This window comes from Parasutterella sp. St.1A3 (genome assembly GCF_059728705.1).
Genome location: NZ_BAAGFK010000001.1, coordinates 1,026,400 through 1,047,394 on the forward strand (window position 1 = coordinate 1,026,400; position 20,995 = coordinate 1,047,394).

At 48.6% G+C, this 20,995-nt stretch carries 16 protein-coding genes and 5 tRNA genes; 10 read left to right on the forward strand and 11 right to left on the reverse strand.

Annotation, left to right across the window (positions count from 1 at the left end):
• Nucleotides 1-58: 58 nt before the first annotated feature.
• Nucleotides 59-1,138, reverse strand: coding sequence for a DctP family TRAP transporter solute-binding subunit (locus tag AC6I1F_RS04880; protein ID WP_160336145.1), 1,080 nt, complete (start codon nt 1,136-1,138; stop codon nt 59-61).
• A 376-nt stretch (nt 1,139-1,514) separates the two neighbouring features.
• Between AC6I1F_RS04880 and AC6I1F_RS04885 the strand changes: the two genes are divergently transcribed.
• Nucleotides 1,515-2,072: a phosphoribosyltransferase family protein gene (locus AC6I1F_RS04885; RefSeq protein WP_160336144.1), complete on the forward strand. Its 558-nt coding sequence runs from the start codon at nt 1,515-1,517 to the stop codon at nt 2,070-2,072.
• 77 nt (nt 2,073-2,149) lie between these two features.
• On the forward strand, nt 2,150-2,839 hold the full coding sequence (locus AC6I1F_RS04890; protein WP_160336143.1) for a 5'-methylthioadenosine/adenosylhomocysteine nucleosidase: 690 nt from the start codon (nt 2,150-2,152) through the stop codon (nt 2,837-2,839).
• A gap of 377 nt (nt 2,840-3,216) precedes the next feature.
• On the opposite strand, the gene AC6I1F_RS04895 is transcribed toward AC6I1F_RS04890, so the two are convergent.
• From AC6I1F_RS04895 to AC6I1F_RS04910, 4 genes are all read right to left on the reverse strand, one after another.
• Nucleotides 3,217-3,293 (reverse strand) — tRNA-Gln (locus AC6I1F_RS04895).
• A 16-nt stretch (nt 3,294-3,309) separates the two neighbouring features.
• A tRNA-Gln gene (locus tag AC6I1F_RS04900) sits at nt 3,310-3,386 on the reverse strand.
• A gap of 21 nt (nt 3,387-3,407) precedes the next feature.
• A tRNA-Gln gene (locus tag AC6I1F_RS04905) sits at nt 3,408-3,484 on the reverse strand.
• A 399-nt stretch (nt 3,485-3,883) separates the two neighbouring features.
• On the reverse strand, nt 3,884-4,027 hold the full coding sequence (locus AC6I1F_RS04910; protein WP_160336142.1) for a hypothetical protein: 144 nt from the start codon (nt 4,025-4,027) through the stop codon (nt 3,884-3,886).
• Nucleotides 4,028-4,298: 271 nt separating this feature from the next.
• On the opposite strand from AC6I1F_RS04910, the gene tig reads away from it, so the two are divergent.
• The 6 genes from tig (at nt 4,299) to AC6I1F_RS04940 (ending at nt 13,252) form a co-directional block, all read left to right on the forward strand.
• On the forward strand, nt 4,299-5,660 hold the full coding sequence (gene tig / locus AC6I1F_RS04915; RefSeq protein WP_160336141.1) for a trigger factor: 1,362 nt from the start codon (nt 4,299-4,301) through the stop codon (nt 5,658-5,660).
• Between the two features lie 102 nt (nt 5,661-5,762).
• Nucleotides 5,763-6,407 (forward strand): ATP-dependent Clp endopeptidase proteolytic subunit ClpP, encoded by a 645-nt coding sequence (clpP, locus tag AC6I1F_RS04920; RefSeq protein ID WP_160336140.1) that lies wholly within the window; start codon nt 5,763-5,765, stop codon nt 6,405-6,407.
• A 27-nt stretch (nt 6,408-6,434) separates the two neighbouring features.
• Nucleotides 6,435-7,742, forward strand: coding sequence for an ATP-dependent Clp protease ATP-binding subunit ClpX (gene clpX / locus AC6I1F_RS04925; RefSeq protein ID WP_160336139.1), 1,308 nt, complete (start codon nt 6,435-6,437; stop codon nt 7,740-7,742).
• A 243-nt stretch (nt 7,743-7,985) separates the two neighbouring features.
• Entirely contained in the window at nt 7,986-10,391 is a 2,406-nt protein-coding gene (gene lon / locus AC6I1F_RS04930) for an endopeptidase La (protein ID WP_160336138.1), read from the forward strand.
• Between the two features lie 375 nt (nt 10,392-10,766).
• Nucleotides 10,767-11,276, forward strand: coding sequence for a hypothetical protein (locus tag AC6I1F_RS04935; protein ID WP_160336137.1), 510 nt, complete (start codon nt 10,767-10,769; stop codon nt 11,274-11,276).
• A 179-nt stretch (nt 11,277-11,455) separates the two neighbouring features.
• Entirely contained in the window at nt 11,456-13,252 is a 1,797-nt protein-coding gene (locus AC6I1F_RS04940) for an IS1634 family transposase (RefSeq protein WP_497801614.1), read from the forward strand.
• Between the two features lie 174 nt (nt 13,253-13,426).
• Here AC6I1F_RS04940 and AC6I1F_RS04945 read toward each other — a convergent pair.
• Nucleotides 13,427-13,503 (reverse strand) — tRNA-Asp (locus tag AC6I1F_RS04945).
• Between the two features lie 23 nt (nt 13,504-13,526).
• A tRNA-Val gene (locus AC6I1F_RS04950) sits at nt 13,527-13,602 on the reverse strand.
• Between the two features lie 222 nt (nt 13,603-13,824).
• Between AC6I1F_RS04950 and AC6I1F_RS04955 the strand changes: the two genes are divergently transcribed.
• Nucleotides 13,825-15,237 carry an ISAs1 family transposase gene (locus AC6I1F_RS04955; protein WP_497801597.1) on the forward strand — a complete coding sequence of 471 codons (1,413 nt, stop codon included), beginning with the start codon at nt 13,825-13,827 and terminating at the stop codon, nt 15,235-15,237.
• On the opposite strand, the gene AC6I1F_RS04960 is transcribed toward AC6I1F_RS04955, so the two are convergent.
• The 3 genes from AC6I1F_RS04960 to AC6I1F_RS04970 form a co-directional block, all read right to left on the reverse strand.
• Entirely contained in the window at nt 15,227-15,478 is a 252-nt protein-coding gene (locus AC6I1F_RS04960) for an HU family DNA-binding protein (RefSeq protein WP_290432881.1), read from the reverse strand. The genes AC6I1F_RS04955 and AC6I1F_RS04960 overlap by 11 nt on opposite strands.
• A gap of 180 nt (nt 15,479-15,658) precedes the next feature.
• Nucleotides 15,659-16,885, reverse strand: coding sequence for a YihY family inner membrane protein (locus tag AC6I1F_RS04965; RefSeq protein WP_160335971.1), 1,227 nt, complete (start codon nt 16,883-16,885; stop codon nt 15,659-15,661).
• A 10-nt stretch (nt 16,886-16,895) separates the two neighbouring features.
• A complete protein-coding gene (locus AC6I1F_RS04970) occupies nt 16,896-18,302 on the reverse strand; it encodes an L-serine ammonia-lyase (protein WP_160335970.1) in 1,407 nt (468 codons plus the stop codon).
• A 275-nt stretch (nt 18,303-18,577) separates the two neighbouring features.
• On the opposite strand from AC6I1F_RS04970, the gene AC6I1F_RS04975 reads away from it, so the two are divergent.
• On the forward strand, nt 18,578-19,996 hold the full coding sequence (locus tag AC6I1F_RS04975; RefSeq protein ID WP_160335969.1) for a DNA recombination protein RmuC: 1,419 nt from the start codon (nt 18,578-18,580) through the stop codon (nt 19,994-19,996).
• 11 nt (nt 19,997-20,007) lie between these two features.
• Here AC6I1F_RS04975 and AC6I1F_RS04980 read toward each other — a convergent pair whose 3' ends face one another.
• Nucleotides 20,008-20,841: an AraC family transcriptional regulator gene (locus AC6I1F_RS04980; RefSeq protein WP_160335968.1), complete on the reverse strand. Its 834-nt coding sequence runs from the start codon at nt 20,839-20,841 to the stop codon at nt 20,008-20,010.
• Nucleotides 20,842-20,995 lie beyond the last annotated feature (154 nt).

The window sequence follows — 20,995 nt, forward strand, 5'->3', positions numbered from 1 at the left end:
TTTTTGTAAATTGAGGCGGTTTGCACCGCCTCGTAACGCTTTAAATCAGAGTTCGGGCTTACTGAGCAGACTTCATGTCTTCTTCAGCGGCCTTGACCAGATCCGGACCGATCTTCTTGGTCCAGTCGTCGCGAACGCTCTTAGTCGCGTCGTAGAACTCTTTAACCATTGCCGGGGTGTACTCGGTAACAGTCATACCGTTCTTTCTGAGTTCGCCCTTCGGATCGGTAACGGCCGGTTCTTTGCCGATCTTCTTCAGGTATTCCAGAGCGGAGCCGTCATCGTTGCCGAGGCGGGACAGCGCTTTGCCGTAAAGTTCAGCGTTGACGGCGCAGCTGAGGATCAGCTCTTTGTCTTCGGGCGTAAATTCGTCCCAAACCTTCTTATTGGCGGTGAAGAAGAGCGGGTCGATCATGTAATGCCAGTCGGTAGAGTACTTGTGCCACTGCCAGACTTTTGTCGGGACGTTAATGCCGTTGGTCGGGTTTTCCTGTCCGTCAACAATACCTTGCTGGAAGCCGGTTACAGCTTCAGACCAGTTAATGGCCTGCGGATTGGCGCCAAGCTTGGTGAAGATGTCGATAAAGATCGGAGTGCCGCAGACACGAAGCTTCATGCCTTTCATATCTTCGGGTTTTTCGATCGGGCCCTTGGATGTCGTAAGTTCGCGGAAACCGTTTTCAGACCAGCCGATGAATTTAACACCGGTTTTTTCGATAGCCTGTTCGAGCATCTTGCCGGATTTGCCTTTTTCAATCGCGTCGAGCGCTTTGTAGCGGTCGGGGTTGTTGGCGATAAAGAAGGGCAGAGCGGTCAGGTTGAGCTCTTTAATCTGCGGAGACCAGTTAATTGTGGAAGCAAGCGCAAAGTCAATAGCGCCGCGGCGAACGAGCAGAAGTTCGGAGGTCTGTTTGCCGGCCATCAGCTGAGCGCCGAAGTAGGGCTTAATGTTGATGCGGCCGTTGGATTTCTTGCGAACGCAGTCGGCGAAGAAAGTAGCCGTCTGGCCCCAGCCGGAAGAAGCGCCGGGAACAACGCTGAGCTTGTATTCGGATTTATACGCGGCAGAGGCGGCAGAGGCAAACAAGCCGACGGCGGCCAGCGCGAGAGCGGCTTTACAAAGAAGTTTAACCTTCACGGTGATTGCTCCATTAGAAATTAAGGTGATTATTATTAAAAAGGCCATAACGACCGTTACCCGCATTGTACGGGAAGAGATTCACGGCTTATGGCCCTCGAATTACGACATCGAAGTTGTGATCAGGAGCGGATGTTCTTTGTGAGAACCTTTCCGTCCCCATGAGCCTTATTGTATAACTGTTCGGGAGAAATTCCGTTTTTTTGCGAATAAAAATCAGGAAGAGGAGCTCACAGTCAATTCAACTGCTTGAGATGTCGGTATTATTCCGTAGTGCAAATTTTTTCTTCATTGTGCCTGAGATTAGGCGCAAAGGAGAAAAAACAGACTTAATTGAAGTAGGATTTAAAAAAAGAGTTTCAACTCGGAGTTATAGATGGATTACGAGATCGAAGTAGCGGGTTTAAAACGTTCACTCAAACTTTGTCCGATTAGTCAGGACATCAATATTGCCGCCTTCATTATTATCGGAGATCAGGAGCTCACAGTAAAAAGCGCTGAGGCACTTCTGAAAATCGCGCCGGAATATGATTATCTGCTTTCTGCGGAAGCCAAAGGCATTCCTTTGATTCACGAAATGGCACGCCAGCACGGCGACAAAGAGTACATGGTGGCCCGCAAGGGAATCAAACTCTACATGGATAATCCCATCAGCGTTTCGGTGAAATCAATCACTACCGCAAAAGATCAGAAGCTTTATCTGGACGGAGAGCAGATTGCACGCATGAAAGGCAAACGTGTTCTGATTGTCGACGATGTGATTTCAACAGGCCGCTCATTGGAAGCGCTTGAGGAACTAGCTTCACTTGCGGGCGCTCAGGTCGTCGGAAAGATGGCGATTCTTGCCGAAGGCGACGCGGTCGGCAGAGACGACATTATCTATCTTCAGAAACTTCCGCTCTTTGACGCAAAGGGCAGCCCGCTGCCGTTCTGATTTAAGCGCGGACTACAGACATCATCCGGCTTTCTTCGCTCTCGGCGGGAAAGCCTTTCTCTTTTTAGGATTCAGAAGTGATCGGCATTATCGGAGCAATGCGCGTCGAAATTGAAGCGCTGAAAAACAGTTTGGAAGGAGCGGAAACCATCACGATTTCCGGTATTGATTATTACCGCGGCATGCTCGACGGCCAAAAAGTTGTGGCAGCGGTCAGCGGCGTCGGTAAGGTTTTTGCCGCTGTCTGCGCACAGACCATGATTCTGCGTTTTGGTGTGGAAGCCATTATTAATACCGGGGTGGCAGGCGGTATCGGCAAAGACATTTCTCTCGGAGATTTTGTGATCGCTTCAAAGCTCTGTCAGCATGACATGGACACTTCAGGTGTCGGTGATCCGAAGGGCCTGGTCTCGGGCATCAATAAGGTCTACTTTGAGACAGAGCCGAGATATCGGGAGGCGGCTCTCAAAGCGGCAGAAAAGCTCGGGTTTAGAGCGCAGATCGGCACGATTGCCTCCGGAGACCAGTTCGTCTGCGATGCTGAGCGTAAGCATTGGATACGTGATTTCTTTGACGCAGCGGCAGTTGAGATGGAAGGGGCCGCGATTGCGCAGGTTTGCTTCATCAATGAGATTCCGTTTGTGGTTATTCGCGCGATTTCCGATGACGCGTCGGGATACGCGCCGGTGTCTTATGACTCGTTTGTGAAAGAGGCTGCAGCAAAGTCTATTCAGCTGACGCGCGCGGCGATAGCCGAACTCGTCTGATAACTAAAATTCGGCTGTATCGCTCTTCTATTAATTGAATAAGAAGCTGCGGGTAACGAACTGAAGGTTAGAAAACGGGTCAGCGGCTGCCGTCAGCCGCAGCCTGCAGAACAATAGACCGGACGGATGCTCAGGAAATCGGAGTTAAAAGCAAATATAGATACAAAAGGGCAGTTTAAGAAGGTACAGGAAAGATTGACTGTGCCTTTCGATTTTGCGGCGGCCTTGCAATAAGGGGAGACCGTCCCGGCGAATGCTGCGAAATTTTGAAATTCACGGACCGCTAAAAAAGAAGAGAAGCCGCATGTCTTCTGCACAGCGCAAAAATCCTGCAAAAGTACAGAAAGTTTGAATAGGTAATGGGTATTTAAGATGAGTGGCAGGGGAGGAAGGATTCGAACCCTCGAATGCCGGAATCAGAATCCGGTGCCTTAACCAGCTTGGCGACTCCCCTACAATCTTGAATTGAGTGGCAGGGGAAGAAGGATTCGAACCCTCGAATGCCGGAATCAGAATCCGGTGCCTTAACCAGCTTGGCGATTCCCCTACAAACAAGATGTATGACAGCTGGCAGGGGAGGAAGGATTCGAACCCTCGAATGCCGGAATCAGAATCCGGTGCCTTAACCAGCTTGGCGACTCCCCTGCTGTCAGAATGCGAAATTATACACAAAAATCAGAAAAAAGCCAGAGGCTCAAAAAAGTGCCGTTCATCTTAGGCCTGAGCCGCGACTCATGAGTGCTGAATGCTTGATGCGGTTTTTATGGAATAGGCTGAGACTTCTTCGATTGAAGGAAAACATCAGAAATCTTTTTAAGGACTCGGCCTTTGGAAATGACAGATACGAAAAGCGAAGGAGGGGTTAGTGAAGCAGGATGGGAGGGCTTGGCTCTTTGAACGATCAAACTGAAAGGGGGCGCCTATATCGATGTAGATCTGCGGTGCCGACAAACCAAAAGGCCCGAATTAAACGGGCCCTTTAGTGCAGGTGAATCAACTTCAATTGGAGCAATTGGTCTAGGCTGCTCCGCACCTATCCCAATATCAAATAAGGTACGCAGCTATTTGAGCCAGAACAAAAGCGGCAAGCGTCAGCGTCATGCCGAATACGCAGCATTTACGCATCTGTTTTTCCTGTTCAGCTCTTAACTCAAGAACGCGGACCTGTGCATTTCTTCTATTACTCATCAGAACCTCCACGCGTTAAATTTCTTTAGGCTCATTATATCTGAATACGGGAAAGTAAGTAAGGTAAAACCCTAATAAAATCTATCAAAATGTCCATTTTGGGTGAGTGATACAGGTACTTAGTTGCAAATGAGAATCATTAGCATAAGAAATTGTTAAAGATTGCAGAAATTCCTTGATTGCGTGATGTTTATCGTTATAATCGCCGAATCGAAAAATTCATTAAATCAAGAAGTTTTCCGTGATCCCACGGTTCTAGAAAGGAAAAATAATGGCTGAAGAAACCAAAGTTGAAGACAAGACAGTTGAAGCTGCTGAAGCTGCCGCTGAAGTTAAAGAAGAAGTAAAACCGAATCCTCTCGAGCGTAAAGTCGAGATCCTCCTTGACCGCAAGGAAGTTGAGAAACAGGTTGCCAAGGGTCTTCGCGAACGCGGCAAAAAAGCCCGCTTCCACGGTTTCCGTCCGGGTAAAGCTCCGGCAGCTATGGTTGCCGCCGCTTACGGCCGTGAAGTCGAATACGACGTTATCAACAAACTCGCTATTGATGAATACATCAAGAAGATCGAAGAAGGCAAGTATCGCGTTTCCGGTATGCCTGACATCGCTCCGACAGAAGGCGCTCCCGCTGACGCTGACAAGATTTCCTTCACAGCGACTTTCGAGGTTTTCCCGGAAGTTACAGTTCCTGATGTCAAGGATGTTGAAGTCACCAAGTACGAATGCGAACTGACCGACGAAAACGTCAATAAGACAATCGACGTTATGCGCAAGCAGAGAGCAACTTACAATCCGACTGAAAAAGCCGCTGCCGATACCGACGAAGTCACAGTCGACTTCAAGGGCACACTCGACGGTGAAGCTTTTGCCGGCGGTACAGCTTCCGACTACAAGTTCATTCTTGGCGCCGGCCGTATGCTTGCTGAATTCGAAAACGGAATCCGCGGCATGAAACCCGGTGAAACAAAGACTTTCCCGGTCACATTCCCGGAAAACTATCCTTCTAAGGAACTTGCCGGCAAGACCGTTGAATTCGAAGCCACTCTGAAGGCTGTCGGCGAAGAAGTTCTTCCCGCTCTTGACGACGAATTCGCTAAGTCTCTTCAGATCGAATCTTTCGAAAAGATGAAGAACGACGTTAAAGATAATCTGCAGCGCGAAGTTGAAGCCCGTCTTCAGGCTCGTACAAAGCAGAGCGCCATGTCCGCTCTTCTCTCTGTTTCCGACTTCCCGCTGCCGCACGCTGCTGTCGAAGAACAGAGACAGGCTCTGATTCACGACGCCGTCGAAAAGATGAAGCTTCAGGGTATCAAGCTTCAGCCGCAGGATATTCCTGCTTCTGCAATGCTCCAAGAAGCGACTCAGAGAGTTCGTCTCGGCCTTGAAATCAGCACTCTGGTTGAAAAAGAAAACCTTCAGGGAACTGACGAACAGGTCAAGGCTCTGGCTGAAAACATTGCTAAGAGCTACGAAGACCCGAAGGAAGTTGTTGATTGGTATATCAACAATCCTCAGCACAAAGCTGAGCTTGCCGCAGTCGCAACAGAAAACAATGTTGTTGACTGGGTTCTGAAGAACGCCAAAGTTAAGAATGAGAAGATCCCGTTCGAAAACCTGATGGCTGACAGAGCTTAATCAAACCAATACATTACCGCTGTTTAGATCAGGGGTAAAAATATAGGCAGATCGGCAAGGCGGATGAACCTTGCCGTTTGCTTTTATAAAGCGGGGAATTTTATGGATAAAAATACGAAACACGCCGCCTCTTTCAATTCCGGATTGGTGCCGATGGTGCTCGAACAGAGCGGAAGGGGAGAAAGATCTTTTGATATCTACTCACGTCTGCTGCGCGACCGTGTCATCTTTTTGGTCGGCCCTGTCACAGATCAGAGCGCAAATTTGGTTGTGGCTCAGCTCCTTTTCCTCGAGAGTGAGGATCCGGATAAAGATATTTCGCTCTATATTGATTCTCCGGGAGGAAGTGTGTACGCGGGTTTGTCGATTTATGACACCATGCAGTTTATTAAGCCTGATGTCTCTACGATCTGTCTGGGCATGGCTGCTTCCATGGGCGCCTTCCTGCTCGCAGCGGGCGCTAAAGGCAAACGCTATGCGCTGCCGAACTCCAGAATTATGATTCATCAGCCGAGCGGAGGTACACAAGGCACCGCGGCCGATATCGAAATTCAGGCAAAAGAAATTCTGGAACTGCGTACACGCCTTAACAGAATTCTTTCCGAGCATACCGGTCAGTCGATTGAGCGTATCTCGGAGGATACCGAACGCGACAATTTCATGAGCAGCGCTCAGGCCTGCGAATACGGAATTATCGACGGTGTCTTTAACAAACGCGGGGAAGAGCCGCAGAAGAAGTTCAAATAACTGACGAATTCGTAGAAAGCAAATCGAATGAAAAGCAACAAAGACGATCCTGTGTGCTCCTTCTGCGGAGCACACCGGGGACAATATTCGGAAATCTATAAATCGCAGATTAGCGACGAGTACATTTGCAGAGAGTGTACGGAAGAGCTTGCGAAATACTCCGGCGTGATCGAAGAAGCGCTGAAGAGAAACGGAGTCCAAGCGGGCGGCTCCGATTCGGCTCCGAGAGAGCAGGCAGAGGACGCGGATAACAAGGATCCGATTCTGTACGGAGAGCTTCCGACACCTAAGCAGATCTGCAGAAATCTTGACGAGTACGTCATCGGCCAGGATAAGGCTAAGCGCGTGCTGTCCGTCGCGGTCTACAACCATTACAAACGCCTTCGCAGCCGTTTCCTTGAAAATAAGGACGATTCCGACGTTGAAATCCAGAAGAGCAACATTCTTCTGATCGGACCGACAGGCTCCGGTAAGACGCTGCTTGCGCAGAGCATGGCCAAGATGCTTGACGTGCCGTTCGCGATTGCAGACGCCACCACGCTCACAGAAGCGGGCTACGTCGGCGAAGATGTCGAGAACGTGATCCTGAAGCTTCTTCAGGCCTGTGATATGGATGTGGAAAAAGCTCAGAAGGGCATCATTTACCTTGACGAAATCGATAAGATCGCGCGCAAGAGTGAAAATCCTTCCATTACGCGTGACGTTTCCGGCGAAGGCGTACAGCAGGCGCTTTTGAAACTTGTTGAAGGCACGATCGCTTCTGTTCCGGCTTCCGGCGGAAGAAAGCATCCGAACGGAAAGAATATTCAGATTGACACGTCAAATATTCTCTTTATCTGCGGCGGCGCTTTTGAAGGACTCGATCGTATTATTCGCCGCAGGACCGAAAAGAGCGGTATCGGCTTTGAAGCGGAAGTCAAGAGCAAGGAGGCGGTCAGTGAAGGAGAGGCGCTTCGCGATATTGAAGCGAAGGACTTGGTCCACTTCGGCCTGATTCCCGAACTTGTCGGACGTCTTCCCGTGATTGCAACGCTTGAAGATTTGGATGAAGCCGCTTTAGTGCGTATTCTCACAGAACCTAAGAACGCGGTGATTAAGCAGTACGCCAGACTCTTTGAGATGGAAGATGTCGTGCTTGAAGTCGAACCGGAAGCTCTAAAAGAAGCGGCGGCCATGGCTAAGGAAAGAAAAACCGGCGCGAGAGGCCTTCGCTCAATTGTGGAAAACGCACTGCTTGAAGCAATGTACGAAGTTCCCGACCGAACTGATGTGAAAAAAGTTGTTGTCACCGCAGAAACCATGAGAGACGGCAAAGCAAAATTTATTTGCAGCTAAATCTCTGAGCGGATACATCAAGCAAAGGACAGGCCTAAAAACCTGTCCTTTTTCACGATCAGCACCTACAGTTTGTAATTAGTAGCAATTCGGGCACCAAATATAGACGTATTCGGCTGAAACTTATTCTCGAATTTGATAGAGTGGACAAGTAATGCGATGCGGAGAGCAGAGGTTGAATTTTTGAGATTCAGCCCCAACTATTAATTTACTTATAAAGAAATTTAGCAGTATAGGATTTTAATGAGAACTAAGATTGTGAATTTACCGGTACTCCCGCTGAGAGATGTTGTACTCTTCCCGGGCATGGTCATCCCGCTGTATGTGGGCAGACCTAAGTCGCTGGATGCTCTGAATAAAGTACTTCGTTCTTCCAAGATTAACGAAGAGATTCTTCTTGTTTCTCAGAAGCAGGCGTCTACAGAGGATCCGGATCCTGAGGATTTAAACGAAATGGGTACGGTCGCTCGTGTGATTCAGTCCTTAAAACTGCCGGACGACACACAGAAAGTACTTGTTGAGGGCTTGTACAGAGCCAAGGTCATCGACTATTCCGTTGACAGCTGCATTTATGCAAATGTTGAGAAAGTGCAGAAAAGTACGCTGAGCGCTCAGAAATTTGAGCCGCTGCGCCGTGCGATTCTCTCAACGTTCACCTCGTATCAGAGAAACAATAAGCGTATTAGCTCTGAACAGCTCGACAAGATTTCAGCGATTGATAATGCGTCGGAGTTTGCTGATTCGATCGCCCAGGCCCTGGTCATTCCGCCCGAGCGCAAACAATTGCTGCTCAACGAGAGCGGTGTCGGCGAACGGCTCGAACTTCTTCTTTCCATTTTGGAAGAGGAAGTGGATATTCAGCAGACAGAAAAGCGTATTCGCGGCCGAGTAAAGCGCTCTATGGAAAAGAGCCAGCGCGACTACTACCTGAATGAACAGGTTAAGGCGATTCAGAAAGAACTCGGAGAAACAGACGAAGAGTTCGAAGAGTACGAACGCAAGATCAAAGAGGCGAAGATGAGCCATGAAGGCCAGGAAAAAGCTCTGGCCGAACTCAAAAAGCTTCGCATGATGGGGCAGAACAGCGCGGAATCCAATGTGATCCGCAACTATTTGGATACGCTGATTGAACTGCCGTGGAGCAAGAAGACACGCATCAACGGCAACATGGTTAAGGCCGAAGAGGTCCTTGAAGAGGATCACTACGGGCTTGAGAAGGTCAAGGAAAGAATTATTGAATACTTGGCTGTTCAGACTCGTGTGAAAAACGTCAAGTCTCCGATTCTCTGCCTTGTCGGACCTCCCGGAGTCGGTAAGACTTCGCTCGGACAGTCCATTGCCCGAGCCACAGGCAGAAAGTTTGTACGCCTTGCATTAGGCGGCGTCCGCGACGAAAGCGAAATCCGCGGTCACAGACGGACTTATGTGGGATCGATGCCGGGGCGCATTCTGCAGAGCCTTGCCAAGAGTAAAGTCAATAATCCGCTCTTTTTGCTCGACGAAGTCGACAAGATGGGCATGGATTATCGCGGAGATCCTGCGGCTGCGCTGCTTGAGGTTTTGGACCCTGAACAGAACAACACGTTCCAGGACCATTACGTGGAAGTGGATTTCGACCTTTCTCACGTAATGTTCATCGCGACGAGCAACTCGATGAACATTCCGGCTCCGCTGCTTGACCGTATGGAAGTGATTAATCTGTCCGGCTACACGGAAGACGAGAAACGCAATATCGCAGAGCGTCACCTGATCCCGAAGCAGATGAAACTGAACGGCGTGAAGGAAAACGAGCTTCGCATCGAAGAGTCCGCGATCATCGATATCGTCCGCTACTACACGAGAGAAGCCGGCGTGCGCGGCCTTGAGCGTGAAATCAATAAGATTTGCCGCAAGGTTGTTCGCGACTTCCTGATGAAAAAAGCGAAGTCTCTTCAGGTTGTGAATTCTGAGAATCTTGAGAAGTATCTCGGTGTACGCCGCTATACATTCGGCGTGACGCACAAGCAGAACCTTGTGGGACAGGTCACGGGGCTTGCCTGGACAGAGGTGGGCGGCGATCTGCTGACCATTGAAGTCGCGACCATGCCGGGTAAGGGCAATATCACGCGTACGGGTTCGCTTGGCGACGTGATGAAGGAGTCCGTAGAGGCGGCGAGAACCGTTCTGCGTTCGAGAGCGACTCAGCTTGGCATCAGCTACAAGCAGGTTTCCGAGACGGACATTCACGTGCACTTCCCGGAAGGCGCGGTGCCTAAGGACGGTCCGAGCGCCGGTTCCGCGATCACGCTTGGTCTGGTATCCGCGATGACCGGCATTCCGGTTCGCGCTGATGTCGCGATGACAGGCGAGATCACGCTGCGCGGCGATGTTCTTCCGATCGGCGGCCTGAAAGAGAAGCTTCTGGCTGCACTTCGCGGCGGCATCAAAGAAGTGCTGATTCCGGAGGAGAATGTGAAGGATCTTGAGGAAGTTCCTGCCAACGTCAAAGAAGGTCTGGTGATCAGACCGGTTAAGACGATTGATGAGGTTCTGAGTTTCGGTCTTGAGCATTTGCCTCAGCCGCTTCCGGCGACAATTTCAACGGATCTTTCGGCTCACGACTTGAAAGTTCCGGAGCAGACTGTTCAGCCGGCCGCAGCAAGAAACTAAAGCTGAAGTAATCAAAGATGTCCCCGAGGGCGAAAGCCTTTGGGGACATTTCTTTAGGTTTTTACGGTATCGAAGATCAGGCAGGCCCACTGAGAATCGATCATAATAATTTCAAAAAGACGGCTTCTTTGATTTGAAGCCAATGAAGCGCAAAGCGGATCTTTGCGATCATTCATGAAAAAATATGTTTATTTCAAGATGATATTCGGCCGCTGCTTCTGAGGATTTTCGGCATCCGGAAAAGAATGAGCGGCAGAAGTCTTCGGAAGTCATTTTTTGACGTTTTAAGGACTTTAATTTACTGCGGAGTCGGAAATTCTATCAGTAAACTCAGCAGTATTGAGCATCGCTTTAAACTTGATTTTGGAAATGGACATGACGCAGGAAAACAGAATCGATCCCAAAGACTATGATGTACTTTCGGATGCAGAATTGCTCTTTTTCTGTCCTTACGACGAATATATTGACGCAATTGACGAAGGGACGCTGGACAAGTCTGCGTTAAAGTCGCTGCTTATGATTGCTTATTCGTTCGCATTTCTTTGCGAGGAAATTTATAAGAACAACCCGGATGAAATTGAAAAGTTCACTCAGTTAAAGCATTCGGAAGAGCCCTTTATTGAAGTGCTTTTCGGGCTGTCCGTTGAGGCTGTTCAAAATTTAGTTGCGCTTTACGGTTTAAGAGGAGAGGTCCGTTTTATTCCGGCACTCTGCGACGCTGAAACTTCCGTTAAAGACAAACTTCTGTGCATCAGAGCGTTTCTGACTGAAGCATCAAAGGCAGTGGAGCTCCAAAGACATAATCAAAGTTTCAGAAAGATTGCGGGTGTTTCCGTGAGCAAAGCTTTTTCTGCCGGTATGACTGTAACCGACACAGCGCAGTAATCCAGCGGCATCACAGGGCCCTCTTGGAATGCGGATGAAGTTCCGTGCCTGAGAGCCTGAAAAATTGCAGAACTAGAGAACTAAAAATTTAAAAATCACAAAAAATCATTTTATTTCAGTGGAATAAAATGATTTTTCGTGTTATACTAGATTATCTAATTAGATAATCGATTGTAATTATGAATACGCCAAAACTTCCTCCGCTCATTATTAAAAAGAGCCCTTCGGCTTATTACGTTTACACCTATAAAAATAAGTGGGATTCCGAGAAAAAGAGAAGTTATCGAGTTAGCTTCAAGAAGGTCGGTACTGTTACCTCCGGCCAGAAGGAAGGCCGAATCCGCTGGGACGAACACTTTTTAGCTGAGCGCCCTGAATTAAGGGATTTTATTTGCCAACGCAAGGGCAAAGACTATATCTTCACTGCGGTGAGCGAAGGCGGTTTTACTCTTTCTCAAGCAATGGATGTCAAACAACTGCATGCGGGAGCCACGTGGACGCTGGATCAGCTCGTTGCGCAATCTCCTATCGGAGAAGCTCTTAAAAGGGCCTTCCCACAGCGCCGAGACTATCTAACAGTTTTGTCGATTGCCTACTTCATAATCCTCAATCAAGACAACAATATTTCTAAATATCCGACCTTTGCCGAGGCGACTCGTCTTCCATGGGGCGGGGCTTTGCATCCTTCCTCAATAGGCAGAGTTTTTAGGAAAATCAAAAAACAACAAATAGAAAATTACTTTTCTGCCATCCAGGAGGGATTAATAGAGCAGAAGAAAAAAAATGGGGACGACGACAGGCTGACATTGGCTTTAGATTCGACCTCCATTTCGAGCTACGCAAATAAACTGCCAAATGTAGAAAGAGGCAGGAATAAAGACGAGGACAACCTTCCTCAAATTAATCTGCTGATGTTGGTCGAGTCCAAAAGCGGACTGCCTATCTTCTATCGAACCTACGACGGAAACGTTCCGGACGTACAAACCGTCAGGCGGGTCATTGCTGACAACTCCAGACTAGGCATCCAAAACGTTGTTCTTGTGTCTGACCGAGGTTACAGCGGTACAAAAAACATCAATGACTGCCTGAGAAATAAAGTTGGCTTTCTGTTCAACATGAAGTGCGGGATATCAGGCAGCCTTACCCAAGAGCTCATTGATGAAGAAAGAGTTAACCTCCAGGACTTAAATCGAATGGATTGGTTTACCCAGGTCTTTCAGGTGACAAAGAAGATCAGCTGGATTTATGAACCTAATCCTGTAACGGGTCAGAGATCCACAAAAAAGACGCAGGAAACTGCGGAGCTTTACTGGCATATCTATTTCGATCGACAAATTGCTGAGAATGCCAGACAAGGGATGTTTGAGAGAATCATTCGTATACGCGAAAAGATGGCTGCCGGTAAGTCTCTCGATGAAAACGAACAAACATTACTAGAAGAGGTGTTTGAAAAACATGAGAAAGACGGCACGGTCAGCTACAGCGTCGACAATAAAAAAGTGGATCAAAAGCTCCGCTACAAAGGCTACCGGGTACTGGTAAGCGACGAAATATCCGATGCTGGAAAAGCTTGGTGCGCTTACCAGGAACGCTGGATAGTCGAAGATACATTTAAAACGCTCAAATCCCGCTTGGGCTGCTCAAGAAATCGAGTCTCGGACAACGAATCATTGACTGGTAAAACGTTTGTACAGTTCCTGGCAACCTCTATTGCGATGATTGTCAGAACCAGGCTGAGAAAATACAGTGAGGAGTGCAAAAAGAATAATAGTCTGCCGATGGTGTATGACAGTGACTGCAGAGTTCTGGACTCTTTGAACAATGTAATGCAGACCAGATTCTGCGGAGGTTACTACTTCGGTGAAATCGCAGGGAAAAGACGGATGTTATTTGAAGCCCTCGGGGTTCCGGTTCCTGATGCAGAGCCCGAAAAGGCTCAGGTCTACGAAGACGACGAAGAAGAGACAGACTTCTAAAGAAGATGCCTTCAGATTAAAAGTTGAGCCTCTGCTAGAGGCTCTAGATTCTACAATATTTCAGTGAGAGCAGGGGGCGAAACAAACCAAGATTTCTCCGGCGGCGCCCCGCCGAATTTCTTCTCGCGCGGAAATGAAAAAAGCCTGAGACGCAAATCTCAGGCTTCAGAATCTTGGCGGAGTGGACGGGACTCGAACCCGCGACCCTCGGCGTGACAGGCCGATATTCTAACCAACTGAACTACCACTCCAATCAGTTGCTAACGAGAAACTGTGGTGGGTGCTGAGAGTCTCGAACTCCCGACCTACGCCTTGTAAGGGCGCCGCTCTACCAACTGAGCTAAGCACCCAGCTCTCGTTTGGAGAACTGTGTTCTCCTCAACAACGGAATGGCTATTCTACACTATCTTTTAAGTTTTTGCCAGCGGCAAACTTAGGAATTTTGCGCGCAGCAGGGCGAACGCACAAAATTTTTAACAAAACATCCTTAACTCATTAAAAAGTCGACAAAAACGGTTGACTTTTTTTGAAATATAGCATATAATATATATGTCTGTAATTTAATAGGTGGCATGATGGCTGTCAGCAAGGAAATCCTCGACCTTATCCCGCAAGGCTGCAAGGTCAACTGGAACGAGAAACAACAACGCTTCTATGTTTACAAGTCCACTTATTACTACAGTAAGGAACACAAAAGATCTCGTGAACAGCGTACTCAGGTCGGTACGATCGTTAACGGTGTATTTACTTATGCCAAAAGCTACCTTCTCAAACAACAAATCAAGGATTTGAAGCTGGAGGTTAAGTCTTCGACTGCAGAAGTCGTTAATAAAACCTCTGAAATTCTGTCCAATGAAGTTGTTGACCCTCGTCAGGCTGCGAAAGTTCAATATCCTTTGGCGTACGTGTATTTAGTCGCTTTGCTCAGCTCCTTGTCCGGGCAGACAAGTTGTGTGCAAATCGCAGATTATTGGAGCAACCATCGGGCAGCCCTGGAAACAGCATTTGAAGACTTTCCTAAGCAGGATATTTCTCACGATACCGTTCGGCGTCTTCTTATGCTGATAGATCCTGAACAATTCCAAAGCTTTTACGGCAGACTTGTAGAACCTCTGCTTCATAAATTTACTTCTCGAATTGTTGCAGTGGACGGTCAAGCGGTCAAAGCCTCCAGAAGAAGTGGAGAAAGAGCCGGTAAATACATTCTTACCTTCTATGACACTGAAAATGGAATTGCTTTAGGACAAAAGCTCATCGGGAGCAAGGAAAATGAGATCACGCACGCCGCCTCCATGGTTGAGGGACTCGATTTGGCAGGATGTATTGTTACGGCCGATGCACTCAATACGCAGGAAAAGTTTGCTTCAGCTTTAATCCAAAGAAAGGCAGACTACTGCCTTGCGGTGAAACAGAACCACAAATCGTTGTTTTATGACATGCAGTTAAGCTTCGTGGACCGCACCGAAACCCGTACGCTGGAGACCGAAAAAGTTGAACTCGGACATGGAAGAATCGAGACAAGAAAGATTTCGGTCCTTCCCGGAAGTTGCCTGCCCGCAGCCTTATTGAAGAAGTGGATAGGGCTGGATGAGGGCACGATCATTAAAGCTACAACAGAGAGCGTTAACAAGACAACCGGCGAGATCAGTTCTCTTGATCGCTACTACATTAGCTCCCTGAACTTCTTGAATGCCCATATCGCAGAACAATGTGCCAGAGCCGTTAGACGTCACTGGGGAATTGAAAATGACCTCCACTACGTCCTGGATGTTAACTTCTACCAAGATAGAACACAGTGCAAAAACGCCAACTATCTGCAAAACAGAGTCCTCTTGAATAAATGGGCGCTCGGGATGATCAGAAAACTTCAAAAAGAAGAGGAAACCGAAACCGGCAAAGAGGCTAAAAGCGTGAAGCGAATCATGGCTAAGCTGCAGTCTCCGACAGCAGCTCTGGAGGCGTTAACCTCACTAATTAACAAATAAATTCATGCGTACGCCCTGTGCGCGCAGGGATATCAATTGTTTCATTTGTTTTCAGGTTGCGTCCTTTACGGGCTGCTCTTTCAACTACCGAGAAGGTGCCGAAACCCAACAAACGAACTTCGTCTCCTTTTTTCAAAGTTCTCTCAATGTTTGCTAAAACAGAATCAACAGCTCTCGCAGCTGCCGGTCTGGTGATGTCGCATTCGATTGCGACAGCTTCAATAAGTTCAGCTTTATTCATTAATGCCCTCCTAAAATAAAGGGGTAAAAACTCTACAAGTGGGATGATAGCAGGGATTAAACTGCAAGTTTTCAATTTTTTGTGTATTTATAATCAGTGTTATCCATTAATGCATAGAACGCGCAAAATGGCTATAAAAATACCGTGTCGAGATACAGCCCTTGTGACACAAGAGATGCATTAATTCAGTACTTTGATCATCGGTGTTTGAAGCCATTGGTCCTTTAAACCCGCATTGAGCCATTGCGCGATCGGAGAGCCTTCTTTCAGCAGTGAATTGCTTAAATCCACAGAAAATTCTTCAAACGCTTCTTCCAGTGTTTTGCTGTGCGCGTCCGCAAGCAGCGCCCATGAGCAGCCGGAGTCTGTGCCGATCTGTACAACATAATTCGTAGAGATAAGTCGGGACAGTGTGGCATTGACCGCGTCCGGATAGCTTCCGATCGCTTCCGCAAGTTCGATACTGCTCATCTGAGGACGGTTATCCTGCTTGGCTTTCATAAGGATGCGAAGGAGTGCTACAGCAGACAGCAGCTGATTGCCGGGTTTGTCAAAGTCCTTAAAGCGGGTGGCTCTCAGCATGGGCAGAATCGCGGTAATCGCGGCTCCGGCAAGCACAAACATCCAGTTGATGTACATCCAGGTCAGAAGGACCGGTATCGCCGCAAATGCCCCGTATATCGTCGTGTAGGAGCCCTTCATGACATAAATCCCGAAGGCCCAGCGAAATACGGTAAAGACCAAAGCGATGATGAGGCCGCCCACTAAGGCGTCTTTCCACTGTACTTTGCAGTTAGGGACGTATTTGTAGAACATCGCCAGAATCACTGCCTGGAAAAGAAGCTGAAAGATGGGAATCAGCCAGGAGGCAACAGAAGACAGATGCCCGGTCATCGCCATGCCGGTCAGATAGGAAGAAGTGGCAAGGCTGACGCCGATCGCGATCGGGCCGAGACTTAAAAGAGCCCAATAGATCAGTACACGCTGCCAAACGCTTCGAAGTTTTCTGACCTCAAACGTAGAGTTAAGTGCCGCATCAATGGTTGAGATACATAAAAGCGCAGACACCGCCAAACCGATAATACCGAAGGCGGTAAGGCCAGCCGCCTGGCTCGCAAACTGTTTGATATAGCCGAGAATCTGTGTGCTGTACTGCTCAGGCAGCAGCGTGGAGAACATGAAGTTCTCGAACGCCTCACGGTAGGGCGCAAACAAAGGAAACGCGGAAAAAGCCGCCATGATGACGGCTAGCGCAGGCACGATTGACAGAAGCGTCGTCAGAGTCAGAGAAGATGCGACTTGCTTCAGACTGGCTTTGTCGATTCTCGTAAAAACAAAGCTGCCGAATGTCCATAGTTTTTCGCACCACGGACGAGAGGCAATAATCGCGGGCATCTTCTGACTCATATCTATTTCCTTAGCATTCAACCACGCAGACGGCGAGTCCGCCGAGGCTGGTTTCCTTATATTTGTTTGCCATGTCTTTACCGGTCTGCATCATGGTCTTGATGACCTGATCGAGACTGATGTAGTGCGAGCCGTCTCCCATCATGGCAAGGCGTACGGAATTAACCGCTTTAACTGCGGCGACAGCGTTTCTCTCAATACAGGGGATTTGGACCTGACCGCTGACCGGATCACAGGTCAGCCCTAAATGATGTTCCATGCCGATCTCAGCCGCATTCTCGATTTGTTCGTTTGTCGCGCCCAATGCGGCAGCTAAACCGGCAGCCGCCATGGAGCAGGCGACACCCACTTCTCCCTGGCATCCGACCTCGGCTCCGGAAATCGAGGCGTTTTTCTTATAGAGCGAGCCAATCGCGCCTGCGACTAAGAGAAAGCGGTGTCTTCCTTCCTTGTCCGCGCCGGTAATGAAGTGGCTGTAATAATTGAGAACTGCCGGGATGACGCCTGCGGCTCCGTTGGTCGGAGCGGTGACCACTCGGCCTCCGGAAGCGTTTTCTTCGCTGACTGCAAGCGCATAGGCATTGATCCAGTCAATAATCTGAAGCGGATCCTCTGTCACGCGGAGCGGACTTGAAATCAGTTTCTCATAGAGCGCGTTGGCGCGGCGTTTGACTTTAAGCGGACCCGGAAGACAGCCCTTGCGGTTTAGGCCGCGGTCAATGCACGAGCGCATCACGTTCCAGATCAAGTCCAGCGTGTCGTCAATCACTTCCGAACTTCTTGAAGCTTCTTCATTGGCTCGAATGAGCTCATCAAGCCGCAGGTTGTTTTTTCTGCACAGCTCCATCAGTTCGTCTGCGGTCTGGTACGGATAAGGAATTTTTTCAGACGTCAGATTTTTAGAGGAAGGGAAGACCGCGCCTGAATTCTCTTTAAGTTTGGCTTCTTCTTCAGTTTCAATGAATCCGCCGCCGACGGAATAATACTTTTGAGAGAGCAGCTCATTGCCGTCGCTGCCGTAAGCGCTGATGACCATTGTATTGGTATGGTACGGGTCGAGCTCGTTCGGCTCAAAGGACATATCAGTGCTGATATCGAACTGAATAGGGCGAGTGTCGTCAAGAATCAGCCGATGCGTATTTCTAATATTGTCCATCCACGTCGGAATCATATCCGTGTCAACGGTGGAAGGAGACTTGCCCATGAGACCTAAAAGAACCGCCTGATCTGTTGCGTGACCGACGCCGGTTGCGGCAAGCGAACCCATGAGACGGATTTTGACGTGTTCCACTGAAGCAAAAAGTTTGTTTTCTCGGAGCATGCGGATAAAGCTGCGTCCGGCGCGCATCGGCCCGACGGTATGAGAGGAAGAAGGACCGATACCAATGCGGTACATGTCAAAAACGGAAATATGCATATTTGTCCTTTTATATATGTAAATATTTGCACGCTCTGAAGCTGATCAGAACTTCACGAGCCTAATTCGGTGATGCAGAGTTTAATGTTCCGCAGAGGCTGTGCACTCTTGCTCAGCCGCTGAATCGGTTGGCAGAGCAATAATAATCAGCCGGAATTTTTTTCGCTATTGCGAATCATACTGAAATAGCGCCTCTTATTAGAGTTTGCTGAGACCGGACGGCAAAAGTCGATGTAACGAAGTCACTCTATAATCAGATTTTTTCCTGCAATTAAATGAACGGCTTCACTTCTGCGGCAGCTTCACTCTCATTGGATTCCGGTGCGCTGTTTTTACTTTGTCTGTGTCTTGCGGCAGCGCTGTTAATCTGTGTTGTTTGTCTTATTTTTGCGTTCGCGCGCCTTCCGAGAGATTCTGAGCGTATCGCGGAGAAATCCCGAGCCGCCTGGCGGGAGGATATCAGCTTGGCAGCTGAACAGATTAGGACAGTGACGCTTTCCAAAATGGACGCAAAGCTTCTGAATATTCAGCTTAACCTTGAGCGGGCTATGCAGAGTCAGGCCAAGGGAGATCGTGAAGAAGCCTCTTCGGCATTGAAAGCGATGCAGGATACGATCGCGACATCGCTCGCAAACAACGATAAGAGAATTCAGAACTTTGCCAATGAACAGAATCGCCGAGTCGAGGCGCTGACAAGTTCATTGAGCACGTCAATCGCCGAACTCAAGCACAGGGTTGATGAAGATCTCAAAAACATCAGCAAAGAAAATGAAACCAAGCTTGAGAAGATTCGAGAGACCGTGGAAGAAAAGCTTCAGAGCACTTTAACAAGTCGGGTCAGCGAGAGTTTTGCTCAGGTGTCTCAGCAGCTGACGCAGGTTTATAAAGGTCTTGGTGAAATGAAAGAGCTTGCGGCCGACGTGGGCGGTCTCAAGCGTGTTCTTGTCAATGTAAAAAGCCGCGGCATGCTCGGAGAAGTGCAGCTTGAAGCGCTCTTGAGCGAATATTTCACGGCCGATCAGTATGTAAAAAATGCCCATACGCTTGCGGATCAAAAAAGCAAGGTGGTTGAGTTTGCCGTAGTGCTTCCCGGAATCGGCGGCAAGGAGTGCCTTCTTCCGATTGATTCCAAGTTCCCGATTGAAGACTACAAGCGGCTTCAGGATGCGGCGGAAGAGGGTGATTCTGAAAAGTTAAAGAAAGCTAAAGAAGCTATCCGAGGCGGGCTGATTCGCGAAGCGAAGTCCGTTTCAGCCTATATCAATCCTCCGCATACGACGGATTTTGCCATTATGTTTATTCCTTCGGAGGGACTGTACGCGGAAGCGCTCTCGCTCGACGGTCTGACGGAGAGCCTCTATCGGGATTATCACGTTTACATTATGGGCCCATCCACCCTTGCGAGCGCGCTGTGCGCGTATCGAGCCGGATTCCAGACCCTGGCGATTGAGAAAAAAAGTTCGGAAATCCGGAGCATTCTTATCGCGGTTCAGGCCGAATTCGGCAAGTTCCAGGGCACGCTCGATAAGCTCAGAACTCAGGCGGAGACGGTTGTTAAAACGGTTGAACAAGTGGAAGTCCGCACGCGGCAAATGAACCGCAAATTGGCGCACGCCTCCCAAAGCGAGGAAGACTCGAATCTGACGCTTGAAGAGGCGCCAAAGCCGGCACGGTTGCCGGATAGTTTGCAGTGACGCAATCATGGTTAGGTTCTGATCGGATTGGCCGGCGTTCTGCCGAAGAACGCCTTGAACTCTCGATTGAACTGACTTTGATTCTCATATCCGACGAGAAGCGCCGCCTTTCGACAGCTGAATTTTTCTTCGGAAATAAGCCGCTGCGCCTCTTTGAGCCTCAGAACTTTCTGAAACTGCTTCGGAGAGATTCCGGTGAAGGCTTTGAAGTGGCGATGGAAAGATGTCGGAGACATGCAGGCCAGTTCGCTTAGTGTCTCAATGTTATGCCGTCGGTCATAATTTTTGCGGATAAAGTCAATCGCTTTCATCACGCGGGCATAAGGCCGTTCAGGCGTGTAGACCTGCCGAAAGAATGAGCCGAGAGAGCCGCTGAGCACTCGGAAATGAATCTCTTCCTCCAGAATCGGGATTAAAAATTTTCGTTCCGTTGGTGAACGCATGGCAATCAGCAGACGTCTAAAAACGTCCAGAAGCTCGTTTGAGGCCTTTTCCGAAACGTCCGAAACCAGTTTGTCCTCGATGTGCGCACCCATTTTTATCAGCATTTCCTGAACTAAATCTTCATTGAGTTCGTAACTGATGCACAGATAAGGGACCTCTTTGGAACCTTCAAGGAAATGGTCGCCGTCGGGCAGTTCAAAACCAGCGGCGAGACAGTCACCGGCACAGTAAAGACTTTGATGAATTCCATCGATTTTTGCGGTTTTGTGCCCCTGAACAACGATGACAACACGAGGACGGTAGTTCTCGATCTCGCAACGTGTCCGACATTCCCTGCGGTGCAGACTGAGTCCGGGAATAACGTCGAAAAAACTACCTTCGCTCGGAACGCTCTGAAGCATTTCATCTCTTAGTTCTAATAACTTATTTAGACTCATAGAAGTATCTTTGTGTTATTTGCTTACTGAATATTCTAGATGAAAAGAAATTAAATGATCATATATGGTAGTTTTATGTCATAAAGATTGGAAGTTTTGTCTCTTCTCGAGAAAAGTG